At 70.4% G+C, this 15,647-nt stretch carries 15 protein-coding genes; 5 read left to right on the plus strand and 10 right to left on the minus strand.

Annotated elements, in window-relative coordinates:
• Positions 1-506 precede the first annotated feature (506 nt).
• The 3 genes from ON38_RS13950 (at position 507) to ON38_RS13960 (ending at position 3,291) form a co-directional block, all read left to right on the plus strand.
• On the plus strand, positions 507-1,142 hold the full coding sequence (locus tag ON38_RS13950) for a precorrin-8X methylmutase (RefSeq protein WP_039825205.1): 636 nt from the start codon (positions 507-509) through the stop codon (positions 1,140-1,142).
• Positions 1,139-2,710: a precorrin-2 C(20)-methyltransferase gene (locus ON38_RS13955; protein WP_039825206.1), complete on the plus strand. Its 1,572-nt coding sequence runs from the start codon at positions 1,139-1,141 to the stop codon at positions 2,708-2,710. The genes ON38_RS13950 and ON38_RS13955 overlap by 4 nt, the downstream gene beginning before the upstream one ends.
• A 128-nt stretch (positions 2,711-2,838) precedes the next feature.
• Positions 2,839-3,291: a PadR family transcriptional regulator gene (locus tag ON38_RS13960; RefSeq protein ID WP_083872674.1), complete on the plus strand. Its 453-nt coding sequence runs from the start codon at positions 2,839-2,841 to the stop codon at positions 3,289-3,291.
• Positions 3,292-3,501: 210 nt separating this feature from the next.
• On the opposite strand, the gene ON38_RS13965 is transcribed toward ON38_RS13960, so the two are convergent.
• From ON38_RS13965 to dprE2, 4 genes are all read right to left on the minus strand, one after another.
• On the minus strand, positions 3,502-4,266 hold the full coding sequence (locus ON38_RS13965; protein ID WP_039825229.1) for a cobalt-precorrin-6A reductase: 765 nt from the start codon (positions 4,264-4,266) through the stop codon (positions 3,502-3,504).
• On the minus strand, positions 4,263-4,886 hold the full coding sequence (locus ON38_RS13970) for a DUF8020 domain-containing protein (RefSeq protein WP_039825207.1): 624 nt from the start codon (positions 4,884-4,886) through the stop codon (positions 4,263-4,265). The genes ON38_RS13965 and ON38_RS13970 overlap by 4 nt, the downstream gene beginning before the upstream one ends.
• Positions 4,887-4,978: 92 nt before the next feature.
• Positions 4,979-6,247: a bifunctional cobalt-precorrin-7 (C(5))-methyltransferase/cobalt-precorrin-6B (C(15))-methyltransferase gene (locus tag ON38_RS13975; RefSeq protein ID WP_039825208.1), complete on the minus strand. Its 1,269-nt coding sequence runs from the start codon at positions 6,245-6,247 to the stop codon at positions 4,979-4,981.
• A complete protein-coding gene (dprE2, locus tag ON38_RS13980) occupies positions 6,244-7,008 on the minus strand; it encodes a decaprenylphospho-beta-D-erythro-pentofuranosid-2-ulose 2-reductase (protein ID WP_039825209.1) in 765 nt (254 codons plus the stop codon). Before dprE2 ends, ON38_RS13975 begins: the two co-directional genes overlap by 4 nt.
• An 84-nt stretch (positions 7,009-7,092) precedes the next feature.
• Here dprE2 and ON38_RS13985 point away from each other — a divergent pair, with 84 nt between their 5' ends.
• Entirely contained in the window at positions 7,093-7,497 is a 405-nt protein-coding gene (locus tag ON38_RS13985; protein ID WP_039825210.1) for a pyridoxamine 5'-phosphate oxidase family protein, read from the plus strand.
• An 11-nt stretch (positions 7,498-7,508) separates the two neighbouring features.
• On the opposite strand, the gene ON38_RS13990 is transcribed toward ON38_RS13985, so the two are convergent.
• Positions 7,509-8,648 (minus strand): M24 family metallopeptidase, encoded by a 1,140-nt coding sequence (locus ON38_RS13990; RefSeq protein WP_039825211.1) that lies wholly within the window; start codon positions 8,646-8,648, stop codon positions 7,509-7,511.
• A 71-nt stretch (positions 8,649-8,719) separates the two neighbouring features.
• Here ON38_RS13990 and ON38_RS13995 point away from each other — a divergent pair, with 71 nt between their 5' ends.
• Complete coding sequence (locus ON38_RS13995; RefSeq protein WP_039825212.1) at positions 8,720-9,688, plus strand: 5'-3' exonuclease; 969 nt, start codon at positions 8,720-8,722, stop codon at positions 9,686-9,688.
• 63 nt (positions 9,689-9,751) lie between these two features.
• Here the strand turns inward: ON38_RS13995 and ON38_RS14000 are convergent, their stop codons facing one another.
• From ON38_RS14000 to ON38_RS14020, 5 genes are all read right to left on the minus strand, one after another.
• Positions 9,752-10,528 carry a DUF4333 domain-containing protein gene (locus ON38_RS14000; protein WP_039825230.1) on the minus strand — a complete coding sequence of 259 codons (777 nt, stop codon included), beginning with the start codon at positions 10,526-10,528 and terminating at the stop codon, positions 9,752-9,754.
• Between the two features lie 229 nt (positions 10,529-10,757).
• The gene (locus tag ON38_RS14005) at positions 10,758-13,457 is read right to left on the minus strand and encodes a DEAD/DEAH box helicase (RefSeq protein WP_039825213.1); all 2,700 of its coding nucleotides are present in this window, start codon (positions 13,455-13,457) and stop codon (positions 10,758-10,760) included.
• A gap of 69 nt (positions 13,458-13,526) precedes the next feature.
• Positions 13,527-14,495: a twin-arginine translocase subunit TatC gene (gene tatC, locus ON38_RS14010; RefSeq protein ID WP_039825214.1), complete on the minus strand. Its 969-nt coding sequence runs from the start codon at positions 14,493-14,495 to the stop codon at positions 13,527-13,529.
• A 166-nt stretch (positions 14,496-14,661) separates the two neighbouring features.
• Positions 14,662-14,913: a Sec-independent protein translocase subunit TatA gene (tatA, locus tag ON38_RS14015; protein WP_039825215.1), complete on the minus strand. Its 252-nt coding sequence runs from the start codon at positions 14,911-14,913 to the stop codon at positions 14,662-14,664.
• Between the two features lie 157 nt (positions 14,914-15,070).
• Positions 15,071-15,647: WYL domain-containing protein (locus tag ON38_RS14020; RefSeq protein ID WP_039825216.1), on the minus strand; the 577-nt coding region annotated here is incomplete at its 5' end.

The following is a 15,647-nucleotide window of genomic DNA, read 5'->3' on the forward strand; positions in this document are numbered from 1 at the left end:
TGATGAGCGGTACTCGACGCGCGGGGCGTGATTACAGGAAGAACAACAAAGTACCCATGAGGAGATCGACCCTATCGATACGCCACTGGGCTGTCAATCCCGCACCGGCAAACCGCCCTACCGAAATCCACTCGTCCCGGCATCGACGTGATGCCACGATTACGTGACATCACGTCATGACGACCGCGCCGAGAGGACGCCGCATGATCGCGAATCTCGGCACCATCTCGGTCGCGGATTCCGACCTCGCCCGATTCGACGTCCGTGAATCTCGACAGCAACCGCCGGCCGGCCACCTGCCAAGCCCCGGGCGGCGGCGCACCCGCCGCAGGCCTCGTCATCCCCCGAACCAACAGCCCGATCCGACACCGCAGGCCCCTGCCGCCACACCGGGCGCGACATCGTCTATCAGTGGTGGGCGGCGGCCCCGCGGTGACCCGGGTATATCGGTGACCGAGGCCCACCCGCACCGGTCCGGTGCGCCCGGCCCGGCATAGGGTGTCGGCATGCCCGACACGCGCACCAGCTACGTCACCGACGCGGCCGAGATCTACCGCCGGTCGTTCGCGATCATCCGAGCCGAAGCCGAGCTGGACCGCTTCCCCGCAGATATCGCACAGGTCGTCGTGCGGATGATCCACGGCTGCGGCCAGGTCGACCTGGCCGGTGACGTGCTGTTCACGCCGGGAGTGGTGGCCGCGGCGCGGACCGCGCTGCGGGCCGGCGCGCCGATTCTGTGCGACGCGAACATGGTCGTCTCGGGCGTCACCCGCACCCGGCTGCCCGCGGACAACGAGGTGCTGTGCCTGCTACGTGACCCGCGGGTACCGGATCTGGCCGCCGAACTCGGGACGACCCGGTCGGCGGCGGCGCTGGAGTTGTGGCGGGAGCGGCTCGGCGGCGCGGTGGTGGCCGTCGGCAATGCACCGACCGCGCTGTTCCACCTGCTGGACATGATCGCCGCGGGTGCCCCGAAACCGGCCGCTGTGCTCGGTATCCCGGTGGGCTTCGTCGGCGCGGCCGAATCGAAGGACGCGCTCGCCGCGAGTACGGGCCTGGAATATCTGACGGTACGCGGGCGGCGCGGCGGGAGCGCCATCACCGCCTCCGCCCTCAATGCGATTGCGAGCGAAGCGGAATGACGGTGGGTACCGGAAAGTTGTGGGGGGTCGGTCTGGGTCCGGGCGATCCGGAGCTTGTGACGGTGAAAGCGGCCCGCGTGATCGCCGAGGCCGATGTGATCGCGTTCCACAGTGCCCGGCACGGCCGCAGCATCTCGCGCGGTATCGCCGAGCCCTATATGCGGCCGGGCCAGCTCGAGGAACACCTGATCTATCCGGTCACCACCGAGACCACCGATCATCCCGGCGGGTACCAGGGCGCGATCGACGAGTTCTACGCGGCGGCGGCCGACCGGCTGGCCGCGCATCTGGCCGCCGGCCGGTCGGTGGCACTGCTGGCCGCCGGTGACCCGCTGTTCTACAGCTCCTATATGCATATGCACCGGCGCCTGGCCGACCGGTTCGAGGCGGAGATCGTCCCCGGGATCACCTCGGTGAGCGCCGCTTCGGCGGCCCTGGCCACACCTCTGGTGGAGGGCGAGCAGGTACTGACGGTGCTGCCCGCGACCCTGCCCGCCGATGAACTGACCCGCCGCCTCGCCGACAGCGAGGCGGCCGCCATCATGAAACTCGGCCGCACCTACCCGGCCGTCCGCAAAGCCCTCGCGGACTCCGGCCGTCTCGACCGCGCCTACTACGTCGAACGGGCCAGCACCGGACGCGAACGGGTGCTCCCCGCCGGAGAAGTGGACGACGCCCAGGTCCCGTATTTCGCGATCACCATCGTCCCGGGCCCCGAACCGACCACCCCGCTCCCCGCCCGCCGGGAGCCGGTGATCGCCGGGCCGGCCCGCACGGCGAGCAGCCCGGCGGCCGAGATCGCCGCGCCCGCGGCCACGCCCACCTCCGGGGAGGTGGTGGTCGTGGGCCTGGGTCCGGGCGATACGCGATGGACCACCCCGGAGGTCTCCGCCGCGCTCGCCGCCGCCACCGACCTCGTCGGTTACACCACCTATATCGATCGCGTCCCGGTCCGGCCCGGCCAGCGACGGCACAGCAGCGACAACCGGGTCGAATCCGAACGCGCCGCCATGGCCCTGGATCTCGCCCGCCGCGGCGCCCGGGTCGCGGTGGTGTCCTCGGGCGATCCGGGGGTCTTCGCGATGGCCGCCGCCGTCCTGGAGGAATCCGCGGACCCGCAGTGGGCCGGGGTGCCGGTACGGGTCCTGCCCGGGATGACGGCGGCGAACGCGGTGGCCAGCCGCGTCGGCGCCCCGCTCGGACACGACTACGCCACGATCTCGCTGTCCGACCGGCTCAAGCCGTGGGACGTGGTGGCCGGGCGGCTGGCGGCGGTGGCCGCGGCCGATATGGCCATCGCCGTCTACAACCCCGCCTCGAGTAAACGCACCTGGCAGGTGGGCGCGATGAAGGGCATCCTGCTCGCGCACCGCGCGCCGGACACCCCGGTGGTTCTCGGCCGCGATGTGGGCGGTCCGGGTGAATCGGTGCGGGTGGTGACGCTGGGCGAACTGGAACCGGCCGAGGTCGATATGCGGACCCTGCTGATCATCGGCGCCTCCACCACCGCGGTCGTCGACGGCGCCGGGGTGCCCCGGGTCTACACCGCGCGGCGCTACCACGCCTGAGCCCACCCCATCCGATAGCATTCCACTATGGAATAACGCCGGTGGAAGGATATGTGGTGAACGGCAAACAGAAGCGGCCGCTGAACTCCACGGCCGCCTCACTCCTGGGTTTTCTGCACGAGGGGCCGATGTCGGGCTGGGATCTGGTGACCCTGGCCCAGGACCGGATCGGCGATTTCTGGACCATCACACAGAGCCAGGTCTATCGGGAACTCGCCGCCATGGACTCGGCGGGCCTGGTGGTCAAGGGGGAAACCGGGGCCCGCGAACGCACTCCGTACCGGATCACCGAGGCCGGCCGCGCCGAATTCGCCGAGTGGATCGCGCGCGACCCGAGCCCGGAGACCATCCGGTTCCCGCTGCTGCTCACCCTGCATTTCGGCGGCCACCTCGAGCCGGCCCACCTGGCCTCGATCATCGACAACGCCCGCAAGGTCCATCAGGAACGACTGGACCGCTACCGTGCCGAGGAATCGGGCCCCGATCTGTCTCCGCACAGCCGGGCGACACTGGAATTCGGGATCGGATACGAGCGCGCTGTCCTGGACTGGTTCGACCGGCTGCCCGAACTCCTCGGGTGAATAATCGGCGGCGGTCCACTGCCGGCCCGGCCGCCGATTCGACAGTGTAACGGGCCCACCGCGGATCACCGACCGGCGGCTCCGCCGACCCCGATCCAGGGATATCGGTCCGGCGGACGGCGCCCGTTCTCTGTCCCGGACGACCGCTCCGCTCGCCGCGGCGAACCCCACTCCGTGTTCCGACGCGCCCCGGAGTCGCCTCACCGGCTTTCAGGTCGGTCGGCCACCGGACTCCTGGTCGCGCCACCCGGACAGCACCGCTCGCGCGTCCTCGACCGTGGCCACCACCGTGACGCCCGGCGGCACGGGCGGCCGGTCCACAACCACCACCGGAAGCCCGGCAGCGCGCGCGGCGGTGAGTTTCGCGGCGGTCGCCGTACCCCCGCTGTCCTTGGTGACCACGACATCGATACGGTGCCGGGCCAGCAGTTCCGATTCTTCCGCGACCGTGAAGGGCCCTCGGGCCAGCAGGATCTCGTGCCGAGGCGGGAGAGCGCCCGTGGGCGCGTCGATGGCGCGGATCAGGTACCAGGGCCCGGTGTGGCCGGCGAAGGCCGCCACCCCCTGACGGCCGATGGTGAGCAGGATTCGATTCCCCGAGGCGGCGGCGGTATCCGCGGCGGTGGCCAGATCGGGCACCCGGTACCAGCGGTCACCGGGGACCGCGGTCCAGCCCGGACGGCTCAATCGGATCATGGGCAGTCCGAGTCGCGCGGTGGCCTGCGCGGCATTGGCGGTGATCACCTCGGCGAAGGGATGGGTGGCATCGACAACGAGTTCGATCCGGTGATCCGCCAGCCACGCGCGCAACCCGTCCACCCCGCCGAATCCGCCGATCCGCACCTCACCCGCGGGCCGGATGGGCTCGGAAACCCGACCGGCGAGCGAGGACACGATCTCGTGTTCTCGCTCGCCGGTGAGCAGCCGGGCGAGTTCCCGGGCTTCCCCGGTACCGCCCAGCAGCAGAATTCTCAGGGCTGGCCGCTGAAGTAGGCGATGGCCGAATCCAGCAGCGGCGGGCCGCCGGCGACCGCGAGGCCGATACCCGCGCCGATGATGGCGCCCGGGATGAAACCGACCCCCAGGAACAGGAAGCCGATGGCGGCGCCGATCGCCGCACCCACGGCCGCACCCAGCGACGCCGCCTGCAGTTCGCTCATGAACCACTGCTGGGCCCCGATGAACTGGGCCTGCGACGGCGCGCCCGCGACCGGAGTGGCCCGCGGGGTCAGCGTCAGCCGGCTGTTGCCCTCGTCGATGGTGGCGGCGACCGCGACGACCTGGCCGTTGGTGGCCTGGGTCAGCGGGATACTGGTCAGGCGCTCCCCGGCGGCATTGCTCAGCACCACCGCGTCGTTCGCGGCGTCGAGACTGAACGCACCCCCGGAAACCGTGGTGACCAGCGACTTTCCGGCCTCGGCCAAGGCCAGGGTGTAGTCGACACCGCGGTCGTGGCCGGTGACCTCCGGAACCGCGTTCTGCTGCTGCTCGACAGCGGGCGCCGCCGGAGCGGGAGCCGCGTAGCCCGTGCCCGCGGCGATACCGGTGGCCGCGGCCGCCATGATCGCTGTAGCGGCGAACTTCTTGTATTTCACTATCGATCTCCCCGTCGCGCGCGAATCCGCGTGACCCACGCTAGGAACCCCCGTGACCTTACTCCCGATGCCCGATTCGTCCATTCGTGTTGTCACATACGGGAAGTCCTGTCGGTACGGGCCTTCACCACCGACCATTGGGTCACCGGGAGCTGGGGTCGCCACGTGGTGAAGCGGCCCAGCGGTTCGCCGCGGTAGACCTGGAAGCGGCGCAGCTCGCCGCCGTGCGCCGCGGACCAGTCCAGCAGCAGCGCCTCCGATTCCGCGGTGACCGCGTTCGCCACCAGCCGGCCTCCGACGGGCAATCGGGACCAGCAGTGCTCGAACAGCGCGGGCGTGGTGAGTCCGCCGCCGAGGAAGAGCGCATCGGGAGTGCCGGCCACCGCGTCCCCGGCGAGTTCGGCCACCACCTCGCCGCGCACCTCGATACCGGGTACGCCGAGAGCAGCGGCATTGGCGGCGATCTGCGCCCGGCGCCGTGCCAGGATCTCGAATGCGACCGCCCGGCAGGATGGATCGGTGCGGCACCATTCGATGGCGATACTGCCCGAACCGCCACCGATATCCCACAGCGTCTCCCCCGGCCCGGGGGCGAGCGCCGCGAGGGTGAGCGCCCGGATCTCGGTTTTGGTGAGCTGCCCGTCTCCGCCGTAGGCACTGTCGGGCAGGCCGGGGAGCCGGGTGAGGCGGGTACGCCCGGGTTCGCCCGCCGCGGTGACGGCGACGATATTGAGGGGGTCGCCCGCGGGCTCCCGCCAGGTGGCGGCGATTCCGGACACCAGGCGTTCGGCGGGCCCGCCCAGCTGCTCCAGTACGGTCAGCGTGGAGGGACCGAAACCGTTGCGTCGCAAGAGGTCCGCGAGCTGCCCGGGCGTCGCGGCATCGGCGCTGAGTACGAGTAACCGCCGCCCGTCGGACAATTCCGGCAACAGCCGTTCCAGCGGCCGGCCGACCGCGCTGACGATCCCCACCTCGGCCACCGGCCAGCCCAGCCGGGCACAGGCCAGCGCGGCCGCCGAGGGCTGCGGGAAAACCCGCAGCGCGCCGGGCCCGAGCAGGCGGGCGAGAGTGACACCGATCCCGTAGAACATCGGATCACCGCTGGCGAGGACCCCGACGCGGGTGTCGCGATACTCGGCCAGCAGTTCGGGCAGCGCGGGGACCAGCGGCGACGGCCACGGTTCCTGCCGCGCGGTCACCTCGCCGGGGAGCAGCGCCAGCTGCCGGGCCGAACCGAAGAGCACCGCGCAGTCGCGCAGGACCTGCCGGGACCGGTCGGGCAGCCCCACCCAGCCGTCGGCGCCGATACCCACCACCGAAATCGGGGGCCCCGCCCAGGAGAGCGCGGGGTCGGCGGTCACCGGGGCAGCCGCCGCCAGACGGCCTGCGGCAGCAGGCGCATCCCGAAGAACACCGGGCGCAGGATTCCCGGGATCCAGACCCGCGCCGAACGGCGGCCCAGCGCGGTCACCACCGCGGCGGCCACCTGGTCCGGCGTGCTGGAGAACGGGGCCGGGGTCATGCCCTCGGTCATCTTGCCCACCACGAAGCCCGGCCGCGCCAGCAGCAGGTGGACCCCGGTGCCGTGCAGCGCGTCTGCCAGACCGGAGGCGAAACCGTCCAATCCGGCCTTGGCCGACCCGTAGACATAGTTGGCGCGCCGCACCCGGACCCCGGCCACCGAGCCGAACACCACCAGCTGGCCGCTGCCCCGGGCGCGCATCTCGTTGGCCAGGACGGTCAGCACACTGATCTGCGCGGTGTAGTCGGTGTGTACGACCGCCAGCGCGTGGGCGGGGTCGGCCTCGGCGCGGGACTGTTCGCCCAGCACCCCGAACGCCAGTACCGCGACGCCGATCGGCCCGTAGTCGGCGGCGATCTTGCCGAGCAGGGCGGGATGGCTCGCGGTATCGTCGGCGTCGAATTCGACCGGATGCACCGCGGTCGCGCCGGCGGCGGTGAGTGCCGCCGTTTCGGCGTCCAGATCCTCGCAGCGCCGTGCGGCCAGCACCACCGCCCGCCCGGGCGCGAGCCGCAGCGCCACCTGCAGACCGATCTCACTGCGTCCACCCAGCACCAGCACCGTGCCCGGGTCGATCCCTCGTGTTCGACGCACAACCATGCGCTCAGTCTGTCATCCGTACGCGGCGGGGTGCGGAACCGGGAGACGTGCCGGGTGGGCGCGGCGACCCGCTACGGTCGATCCATGACGCTACGTACTGCCGAATTGTCTCCGGCGGCCGTCGAGTTCCTCACCGAACGGCATCTGGCGACCCTCACGACTCTGCGGGCGGACGGCACCCCGCACATGGTGCCCGTGGGTTTCACCTGGGATCCCGTGGCCGGGCTGGCCCGGGTGATCACCGACGGCGCCTCGGTGAAGGCGCGTAACGTGCGGCGGTCGGGTTACGCCGCCGTCGGCCAGGTCGACGGTGCACGCTGGCTGACCCTGGAGGGCCCGGCGGTCGTCCTCGATGATCCGGCCGAGGTCCGGGAAGCCGAACGGCGCTATACCGAGCGCTACCGGGTACCCCGGGAGAACCCGACCCGGGTGGTGCTGGCCATCGAGGTCCAGCGGGTGCTGTGCGGGGTCCGGTTGCGCGAGGCCTGACCGCCGGCCGGCTAGCTGTCGGCCGGAAGGACGGTCAGTCCGTGCGGGCGTTCGTTCATCGCCACGCAACCGTCCTCGGTGACGACCACGATGTCCTCGATCCGGGCGCCCCATTCGCCCGGGAAGTAGATCCCGGGTTCGATACTGAACGCCATACCCGGCCGCAGTTCCAGATCATTGCCCGCGACGATATACGGCTCCTCGTGTACCGACAGGCCGATACCGTGCCCGGTCCGATGGACGAACGCGTGCCCGAAACCGGCTGCTTCCAGCGGTTCGCGAGCGGCCGCGTCCACGGCTTCGGCACGGACACCGGGCCGGACGGCGGCCACCGCGGCGGCCTGGGCGCGTTCCAGTTCGGCGCAGCGCGCCGCGATCTCCGGATCGGGTTCACCCAGCACGTAGGTCCGGGTGGAGTCGGAGTAGTAACCGGGCTCCACCGGGCCGCCGATATCGATCACCACCACGTCACCGGCCTCGATCCGGCGCTGCGACACCTCGTGGTGCGGATTGGCGCCGTTGGGTCCGCTGCCCACGATCACGAACGCGGCCTCGGTATGGCCCTCGGCCACGATGGCGTCGGTGATGTCCTTGCCGACCTCGGCCTCGGTCCGCCCGGCCCGCAGGAACTCACCCATCCGGGCGTGCACCCGGTCGATGGCCGCACCCGCCCGGCGCAGCGCCGCGATCTCGGCATCGTCCTTGATCATGCGTAGTTCCCGCAGTACCGGCGTCGCCGAGACCGGGAGCCCGCTGAAACTGTGCGCCAGCGGCAGCAGATGCAGCGCGGGCATGGAATCGGCCACCGCGACCCGGGAGCCGATGTGCAGGGCCGACTGCACCAACTGGTACGGGTCCACCCCGTCCACCCAGTCCAGCACCCGCAGGCCCAGTTCGTCCACGGCGGACTCCGCCAGCCCCGACACCTCGAGTTTCGGGATCACCACCGAGGGGGTGGCCTTGTCGGAGGTGATCACCAGACAGGTCAGCCGTTCGAACGACTGGGCCGCCGATCCGATGAGGTACCGCAGATCCGGGCCGGGGGTGATGAGCAGGGCATCGAGATGGGCGTCGCGGATCAACTGGACCGCCCGCTCCAATCGCTGCCCGTAGACCTCCGCCGCGAACCGTGACTCCGTGTGCGCGCTCATGACCTCGAACCTACCTCGCACCCGGGGGGCGGCACATCGGATACGTCGGTGGGTCCTTGTAGATTCACCGGGTGACTACGACCGAATCCACGCCGCGTCCCCTGCTGCTGCTGGACGGCGCGAGTCTGTGGTTCCGGGCCTTCTACGCGATCCCGGACAAGCTCACCGCGTCCGACGGCCGGTCGGTGAACGCCCTGCGCGGGTTCACCGATATGGTCGCCTCCCTCGTCACCCGGCATCGCCCCGCCCGGCTCGTGGTATGCCTGGACCTGGACTGGCGGCCGAAGTTCAGAGTGGATCTGGTGCCCACCTACAAGGCCCATCGGCTCGACACCTCCGCCACGGCCGAACCGGGAACAGAGGAGGTACCGGACCGGCTCACCCCGCAGGTCGACATGATCCTCGAGGTGCTGGCCGCCGCCGGTATCGCCACGGGCGGTGCGGAGGGTCTGGAGGCCGACGATGTGCTGGGCACCCTGGCCTCCACCGAGCTCACCGACCCGGTGATCGTGGTGAGCGGCGACCGGGATCTGTTGCAGCTGGTCCGCGATACTCCCGAACCGCCGGTGCGGGTGTTGTACGCGGGCCGCGGACTGGCCAAGGCCGAATTGTTCGGGCCGGCCGAGGTCGCGGCGAAATACGGGGTCCCGCAGCAGAACGCGGGCCCGGCCTACGCGGATATGGCGACACTGCGTGGGGATTCGTCGGACGGGCTCCCGGGCGCCGCGGGGATCGGCGAGAAGACCGCCGCCACCCTGATCAGCAGGTTCGGTTCGCTCGAGGCGCTGCGGGCGGCGGTCGACGATCCCGGCGCCGACCTCGCCCAGGGAATCCGGACCAAACTGCGCACGGCCGCCGACTATCTCGACGCGGCGGCGCCGGTGGTGCGAGTGGTGCGCGACGCCGATGTGATCCTGTCCCGGCCCGACACCCTCCACCCCATCCCGGCCGATACCGACGCGCTGCGCGAACTCGCCCGCGCCTACAACGCGGAGAGCCCGGTCGAGCGGTTGATCACCGCACTGGCGAACTGCGCCTGACCGCGCCGCGACAGCGAAAACCCGCCGGAGGGCAGCATCCGGCGGGTTCGTCCGGGGACGAGATCAGCTCGGGCGGCCCACTTCGTAGGTGCCGTCGTCCTTGGTGATCTTGACGTTGACCTTCTTGGCCTCGCCACCGACCTTCAGATCACAGGTGAACGTGGCGTCCACCGCGACCTCCTGGCCCGCGGGGCACTGGACATCCTTGACATCATCGATGCCGTAGGAATCCGCGAGAACTTTCGCCACGCCCGTCTGCACGGCGGCCTGGTCCAGCTGGTCCTTGGCGGTGAGGGTCAGGATGCCGACAACCGCACCCACCACGAGCACCACCGCCAGCAGCGCCACGCCGATGATGAGGCCGGTCTTCTTCCCGCCACCCGAGGGCTGCGGCTGCTGGCCCCACTGCTGCTGATTCGGCTGGCCCCACTGCTGCTGGGGCTGCTGCTGCCCCCACTGCTGCTGGTTCGGATCACTCCACTGCGGCTGCTGCTGATTCGGGTCGCCCCACTGCTGCTGCGGCGGCTGGGGCTGCTGGCCCCACTGCTGCTGATTGGGGTCGTTCCACTGCTGCGGCTGGGGCTGCTGCGGCTGGGGCTGCGGCTGGCTCCACTGCTGCTGTTGCTGCGGGGCGGGCTGCCACTGCTGACCACCCTGATCACTGCCCCACTGCTGGGTGGGCTGCGCCTGCTGCGGGTCGGGCACCGGAGGCTGCGCGGGCGGCTGGTTCCCCCACTGCGGCGCCGCACCGGGCGGCTGCTGCCCACCCCAGACCTGGGTGGGATCGTTACGTCCCTCCCCGGTGCCCGGGGCGTCGTTCGGTCCGTACGGCCCGCTCATCTGGTTGCCTCCACTCGCATTGTCCAACACACGGTAGCCCCCCGCGTGCGGTTGAAATCAAATCACAATCGATGGTCTCACGCTGCGCCTACCGAAGCATGAGCGAGGACCCTGCGTGGTTACGCTCCGCTACCGCCTCCGGGCCTGACCCTCTCATGCTGTGCCTACCGAGGCATGAGAGAGGGCCCTGCGTGGTTACGCTCCGCTACCGCCTCCGGGCCTGACCCTCTCATGCCGCGTCCACTGCGACGACACCGCGCCGGATCGCCCGGACGGCCTTGGCCGCGGTGGCCGCGACCTCGGTATCGTCTGCGGTGGTGTGGATCTGGTCGAGCAGATCGATCACCTGCCGGCACCAGCGCACGAAATCACCGGCCGACAGCGGGGTGCCCTGGTCACCGCTGGCCAGCAGCGAATCCGCCAGCGCGTCACCGCGGGCCCATTTGTAGATACCGGTCACGAATCCGAGATCCGGTTCACGGCTGGGGGCAAGCCGGTGCTCCGACTCGTCGTTGCGCAACCGTGACCACTCGGCGATGGTGTCGGCGACCGCGCGGCGGATCGGCGCGGTGGGTCCCGCGGCGCCGAGATAGCCACCCTCCGACCGCGATTCGTACACCAAAATCGACACCACGGCCGCCAGTTCGGCCGGGCCCAGGCCGCGCCACAACCCCTGGCGCAGGCATTCGGCCACGAGCAGGTCGCTCTCCGCGTAGATACGGGCCAGCCGCCGCCCGTCCGCGGTGACCTCCCCCTGCTGCACGAAACCGCGCTCCTCCAGCAGCCCGACGATCCGGTCGAAGGTGCGGGCCAGCGAATTCGTAGTCGTCGCGACCTTCTGCCGCATCGCCTCGGTCTCCCGGGCCACCCGGTTGTAGCGCTCCCCGATCCGGGCCAGCTGTTCCCGGTCCGGCCGGGTGTGGGCGGGATGGGCCCGCAGTGCCCGGCGCAGCGCGCCCAGTTCGGGATCGTCGGCGCCCGCGGCCCGCTTGTCCCGGCGCGGCCGATGCGGGGCGGTGATCCCGGTGCTGCGCAGTGCCGAGGCGAGATCACGCCGGGTCCGCGCGGTGCGATGGTCCACCCGCCGCGGCAGCCGCATCCGGCCCAGCGGCTGGGCCGGCACCGGGAAATCGGCGACCGAGACCCGGCCCGCCCATTTGTCCTCGGTGAGCACCAGCGGGCGCGGATCACCGGGGGTCGCGTCGGGTTCCAGGATTACGGCCAGCCCCGCCCGGCGTCCGGCGCCGATGGCGACCACATCGCCACGGCGGAGTTCGGTGAGCGCCGCGACACCGGCCGTGCGCCGATCGGTGCGGGTCTGCTGGTTGAGGCGGCGTTCCCGCTGTTTGATCCGCTCCCGCAGACCGAAGTACTCCAGGAAGTCCCCGTCCTCACCGCCGAGCTGGGCGGCGAGTTTTCGCATCTGCCCCTCGTTGCGTTCGATACCGCGGACCAGGCCGACCACCGATCGATCGGCCTGGAACTGGGCGAAGGACCGCTCGAGCAGCAGCCGCGCCTCTTCCGCGCCCAGGCGGTCGATCAGGTTGATCGACATGTTGTAGCCGGGTTTGAAGGAACTGCGCAGCGGATAGGTGCGGGTGGAGGCCAGACCGGCGACCGCGCTGGTATCGACCTCGGGCTGCCACAGCACGACCGCGTGGCCCTCCACGTCGATACCGCGCCGCCCGGCCCGCCCGGTGAGCTGCGTGTACTCCCCCGGGGTGAGTTCGGCATGGGTTTCCCCGTTGAACTTGACCAGCCGTTCGAGCACCACGGTGCGCGCGGGCATATTGATCCCGAGCGCCAGCGTTTCGGTGGCGAACACTGCCCGGACCAGGCCCTTGACGAACAGTTCCTCGACGGTGTGCCGGAACGCGGGCAGCATTCCGGCGTGATGGGCGGCCAGCCCGCGGTGCAGCGCCTCCCGCCACTCCCAATACCCGAGCACCTCGAGGTCGGCGCGCGGCAGTTCGCCGGTGTGCTTGTCGATGATGGCGTCGACGACCTCCGGGTCCGCCGCGCCGCTCAGATCCAGCCCGGAGCGCAGGCACTGGGCCAGCGCGCCGTCACAACCGGCCCGGCTGAAGATGAAGGTGATCGCGGGCAGCAGGCCCTCTTCGTCGAGCCGGGCCAGTACCTCGGGCCGGGGCAGCGGCCGGAAGAACCGCCGCGGGCCGCCCCGCCCGCGCGGACCGCCCCAGCCCTCCATCCGGTCGGCGCTCTCCCGCTGTTTGATGTAGCGGACCAGATCCGAATCGACCAGTACCCGCTGGTCGGAGGATTCGCTGTCGAACAGGTCGAACATCCGGCGCCCCACCATCACGTGCTGCCACAGTGGCACCGGCCGGGTCTCGTCCACCACCACGGCGGTATTACCGCGCACGGTTTCCATCCAGGCGCCGAACTCCTCGGCATTGGACACCGTGGCCGAAAGACTCACCAACCGCACCTCCGGCGGCAGATGCAGGATGACCTCTTCCCAGACCGCGCCGCGGAACCGGTCGGCCAGGTAGTGCACCTCGTCCATCACGACATGGGACAGGGAGCGCAATGCCTCGGACGAGGCGTAGATCATGTTCCGCAACACCTCGGTGGTCATCACCACGACCGGGGCATCGGCATTGATCGACTGATCGCCGGTGAGCAGACCCACCTGATCCCGGCCGTACCGCTCGACGAGATCGGCGAACTTCTGGTTCGACAGAGCCTTGATGGGCGTGGTGTAGAAACATTTCCCGCCCGACGCCAACGCCAGATGCACCGCGAATTCGCCGACGACGGTTTTCCCGGCGCCGGTGGGCGCGCAGACGAGTACCCCGTGCCCCTCCTCGAGGGCGGTACAGGCCTGGCGCTGGAAGGGGTCCAGCTCGAATGTCAGCTGGGCGGCGAACCTGGACAGTTCGGCGGTCAGCGACGCGTTCGGTGTCACGGCTCCGAGACTAATCGAGGAATCCGACACCGGTCGCGCCGATAATTTCCGGGGACGGGCCCGCGCCGGTCAGAGGGTGTCCGAATAGTCCGTACTCGGACGACCGGGCCGTTCCGGGGCGGGCACCGCATCGGCCGACGGAATGGGCGTCGCCGGATCGACCGAGGTCGGCGCCTCGATCCGGGAGGCCTCCTCGTCGTCGAGAGCGCTCAGCTGCTGGGCCTCGATCCGGGCCCGGCGCCGGTCGTTGAACCGGGCGAACTGCACCGCGAACTCGAACAGCACCGTCAGCGCGAGAGCCAGCGCCAGCATCGAGAACGGATCCTGCGGGGTGACGATCGCCGCGAACACGAACAGGCCGAAGATGATGCCACGCCGCCAGGCCTTCAGCTTCTCGTAGGGCAGCACCCCGATGAGATTGAGCCCGACGATCAGCAGCGGGGTCTCGAAACTGACTCCGAAGATGATCAGCAGCTGGATGATGAAACTGAAGTACTGGGAACCGCTCAGCGCGGTGATCTGCACATTGTCACCGATACTGAGCAGGAAACTCAGCGCGTGCGAGATGACCCAGTAGGCCAGCACCGCGCCGCCGACGAACAGGAACGAGCCGGTCACCACGAAACCGACCGCGTACTTGCGTTCCTTCGGATACAGGCCCGGCGTGATGAACGCCCACGCCTGGTACAGCCAGACCGGGCAGGCCAGTACCACGCCGGCGGTCAGGCCGACCTTCAACCGCAGCATGAACTGCTCGAAGGGTGCCGTCGCCAGCAGCCGGCATTCGCCGCCGGGCGTCAGCGAGGCCCGCGCCGAATCGGGCAGCGAACAGTAGGGACCGCGCAGGATCTCACCGAGGCTCTCCACCCCGAAGAACGAATGCGCGTACCACAGGAATCCCACGATCGTGGTGACCAGCACGGCCGCCAAGGAGATCAACAGCCGGGTGCGCAACTCCCGCAGATGGTCGACCAGGGACATGGTGCCATCGGGATTGGTCCGGCGCTTGCTGTGCCGGGGGTCGAACGGAATTCGCATGGTGTGTGGATGCCCTCGTATCAGCGTGCCTCGCTCCGCTCGGCCCGCGGCGCTGTCCGGTGCCCCGGCGATACTCCGCCCGGTATTCGGTCAGGGCCCGGCCGGCAGCGCCGGGTCGACAGCATCGTATCGGGGTCCAGGCATATCCGGACCCGCGGATACGGGCTCAGAGCGTTTTCGACTCGCTCCGCGTCTCCGTCGCCGGCGGCGCCGTCTGGCCGGCCGGCAGCTCCGGAGCGGGCTGCGCGGTCGCGGTGCCCGCGGGCTTGCCGTCGTTGTGCATCTCGCTCACTTCGCTCTTGAAGATACGCAGCGACCGGCCGAGACTGCGGGCCGCGTCGGGCATCCGCTTCGCGCCGAAGAACACCACGAACAGCGCCGCGATGATCAGCCAGTGCCAGATGCTCAGACTGCCCATTGTGGTTACCTCCCAAGACTGTGGTCTTTCCGATGCTACCTGCCCAGACAGCCGCATCGAACCCAACCTGGGGCAGATGCCCGCACGTCACCCGCCGGTAGACCGCTGTTCACCGCCGCATCGGGTGGTCACGAGCGCGCGACGCACCCGCCGGTTGTCAGGCGGGCAGGCCGAGCCCCGCGGCCGAATACGCCGCCAGGGCGGCATCGGAGCGCTCCCGGACCGCCGCCACCAGATCCGTCGGGCCCAGCACGGTCACTCCCGATCCGAACCCGAGCGCCAGCCGCGCCATCCAGTCCAGTGTGGCGAAACGCATGGTCGCCTCGATACTCCCGTCGGCGTGCACCGCCACCCGGTGCATCGGGTACTGGTCGAGCACCCAGCCGTGATCGGCGGCGATCAGCAGCCGCGCCAACGGCACCGCGGGATCGTCCTGGAACAGGTCCAGCCCCGCCTCGGTATCACGGGCCTCCCGCGGCGGGCGAGCCGGTTCGTCGAGTTCGTCCGCCGACTCTATGCGGTCGAACCGGAACAGGCGCACACCCTCGGCCTCCCGGCACCATGCCTGCAGATAGCTGTTGTCGTCGACGGCGACGATCCGAATGGGATCGACCACCCGGTCCGACACCACATCACGGCTCGCCGAGTAGTACTCCAGCCGCAACGCCCGGCGCGCCGCCACCGCGGACCGCACCGTCGTCACCGCCGGGGCCTCGGCGGGCAATTCGCCGACC

It is taken from the genome of Nocardia testacea NBRC 100365, from assembly GCF_000308775.1.
Taxonomy (GTDB): Bacteria; Actinomycetota; Actinomycetes; order Mycobacteriales; family Mycobacteriaceae; genus Nocardia; species Nocardia testacea.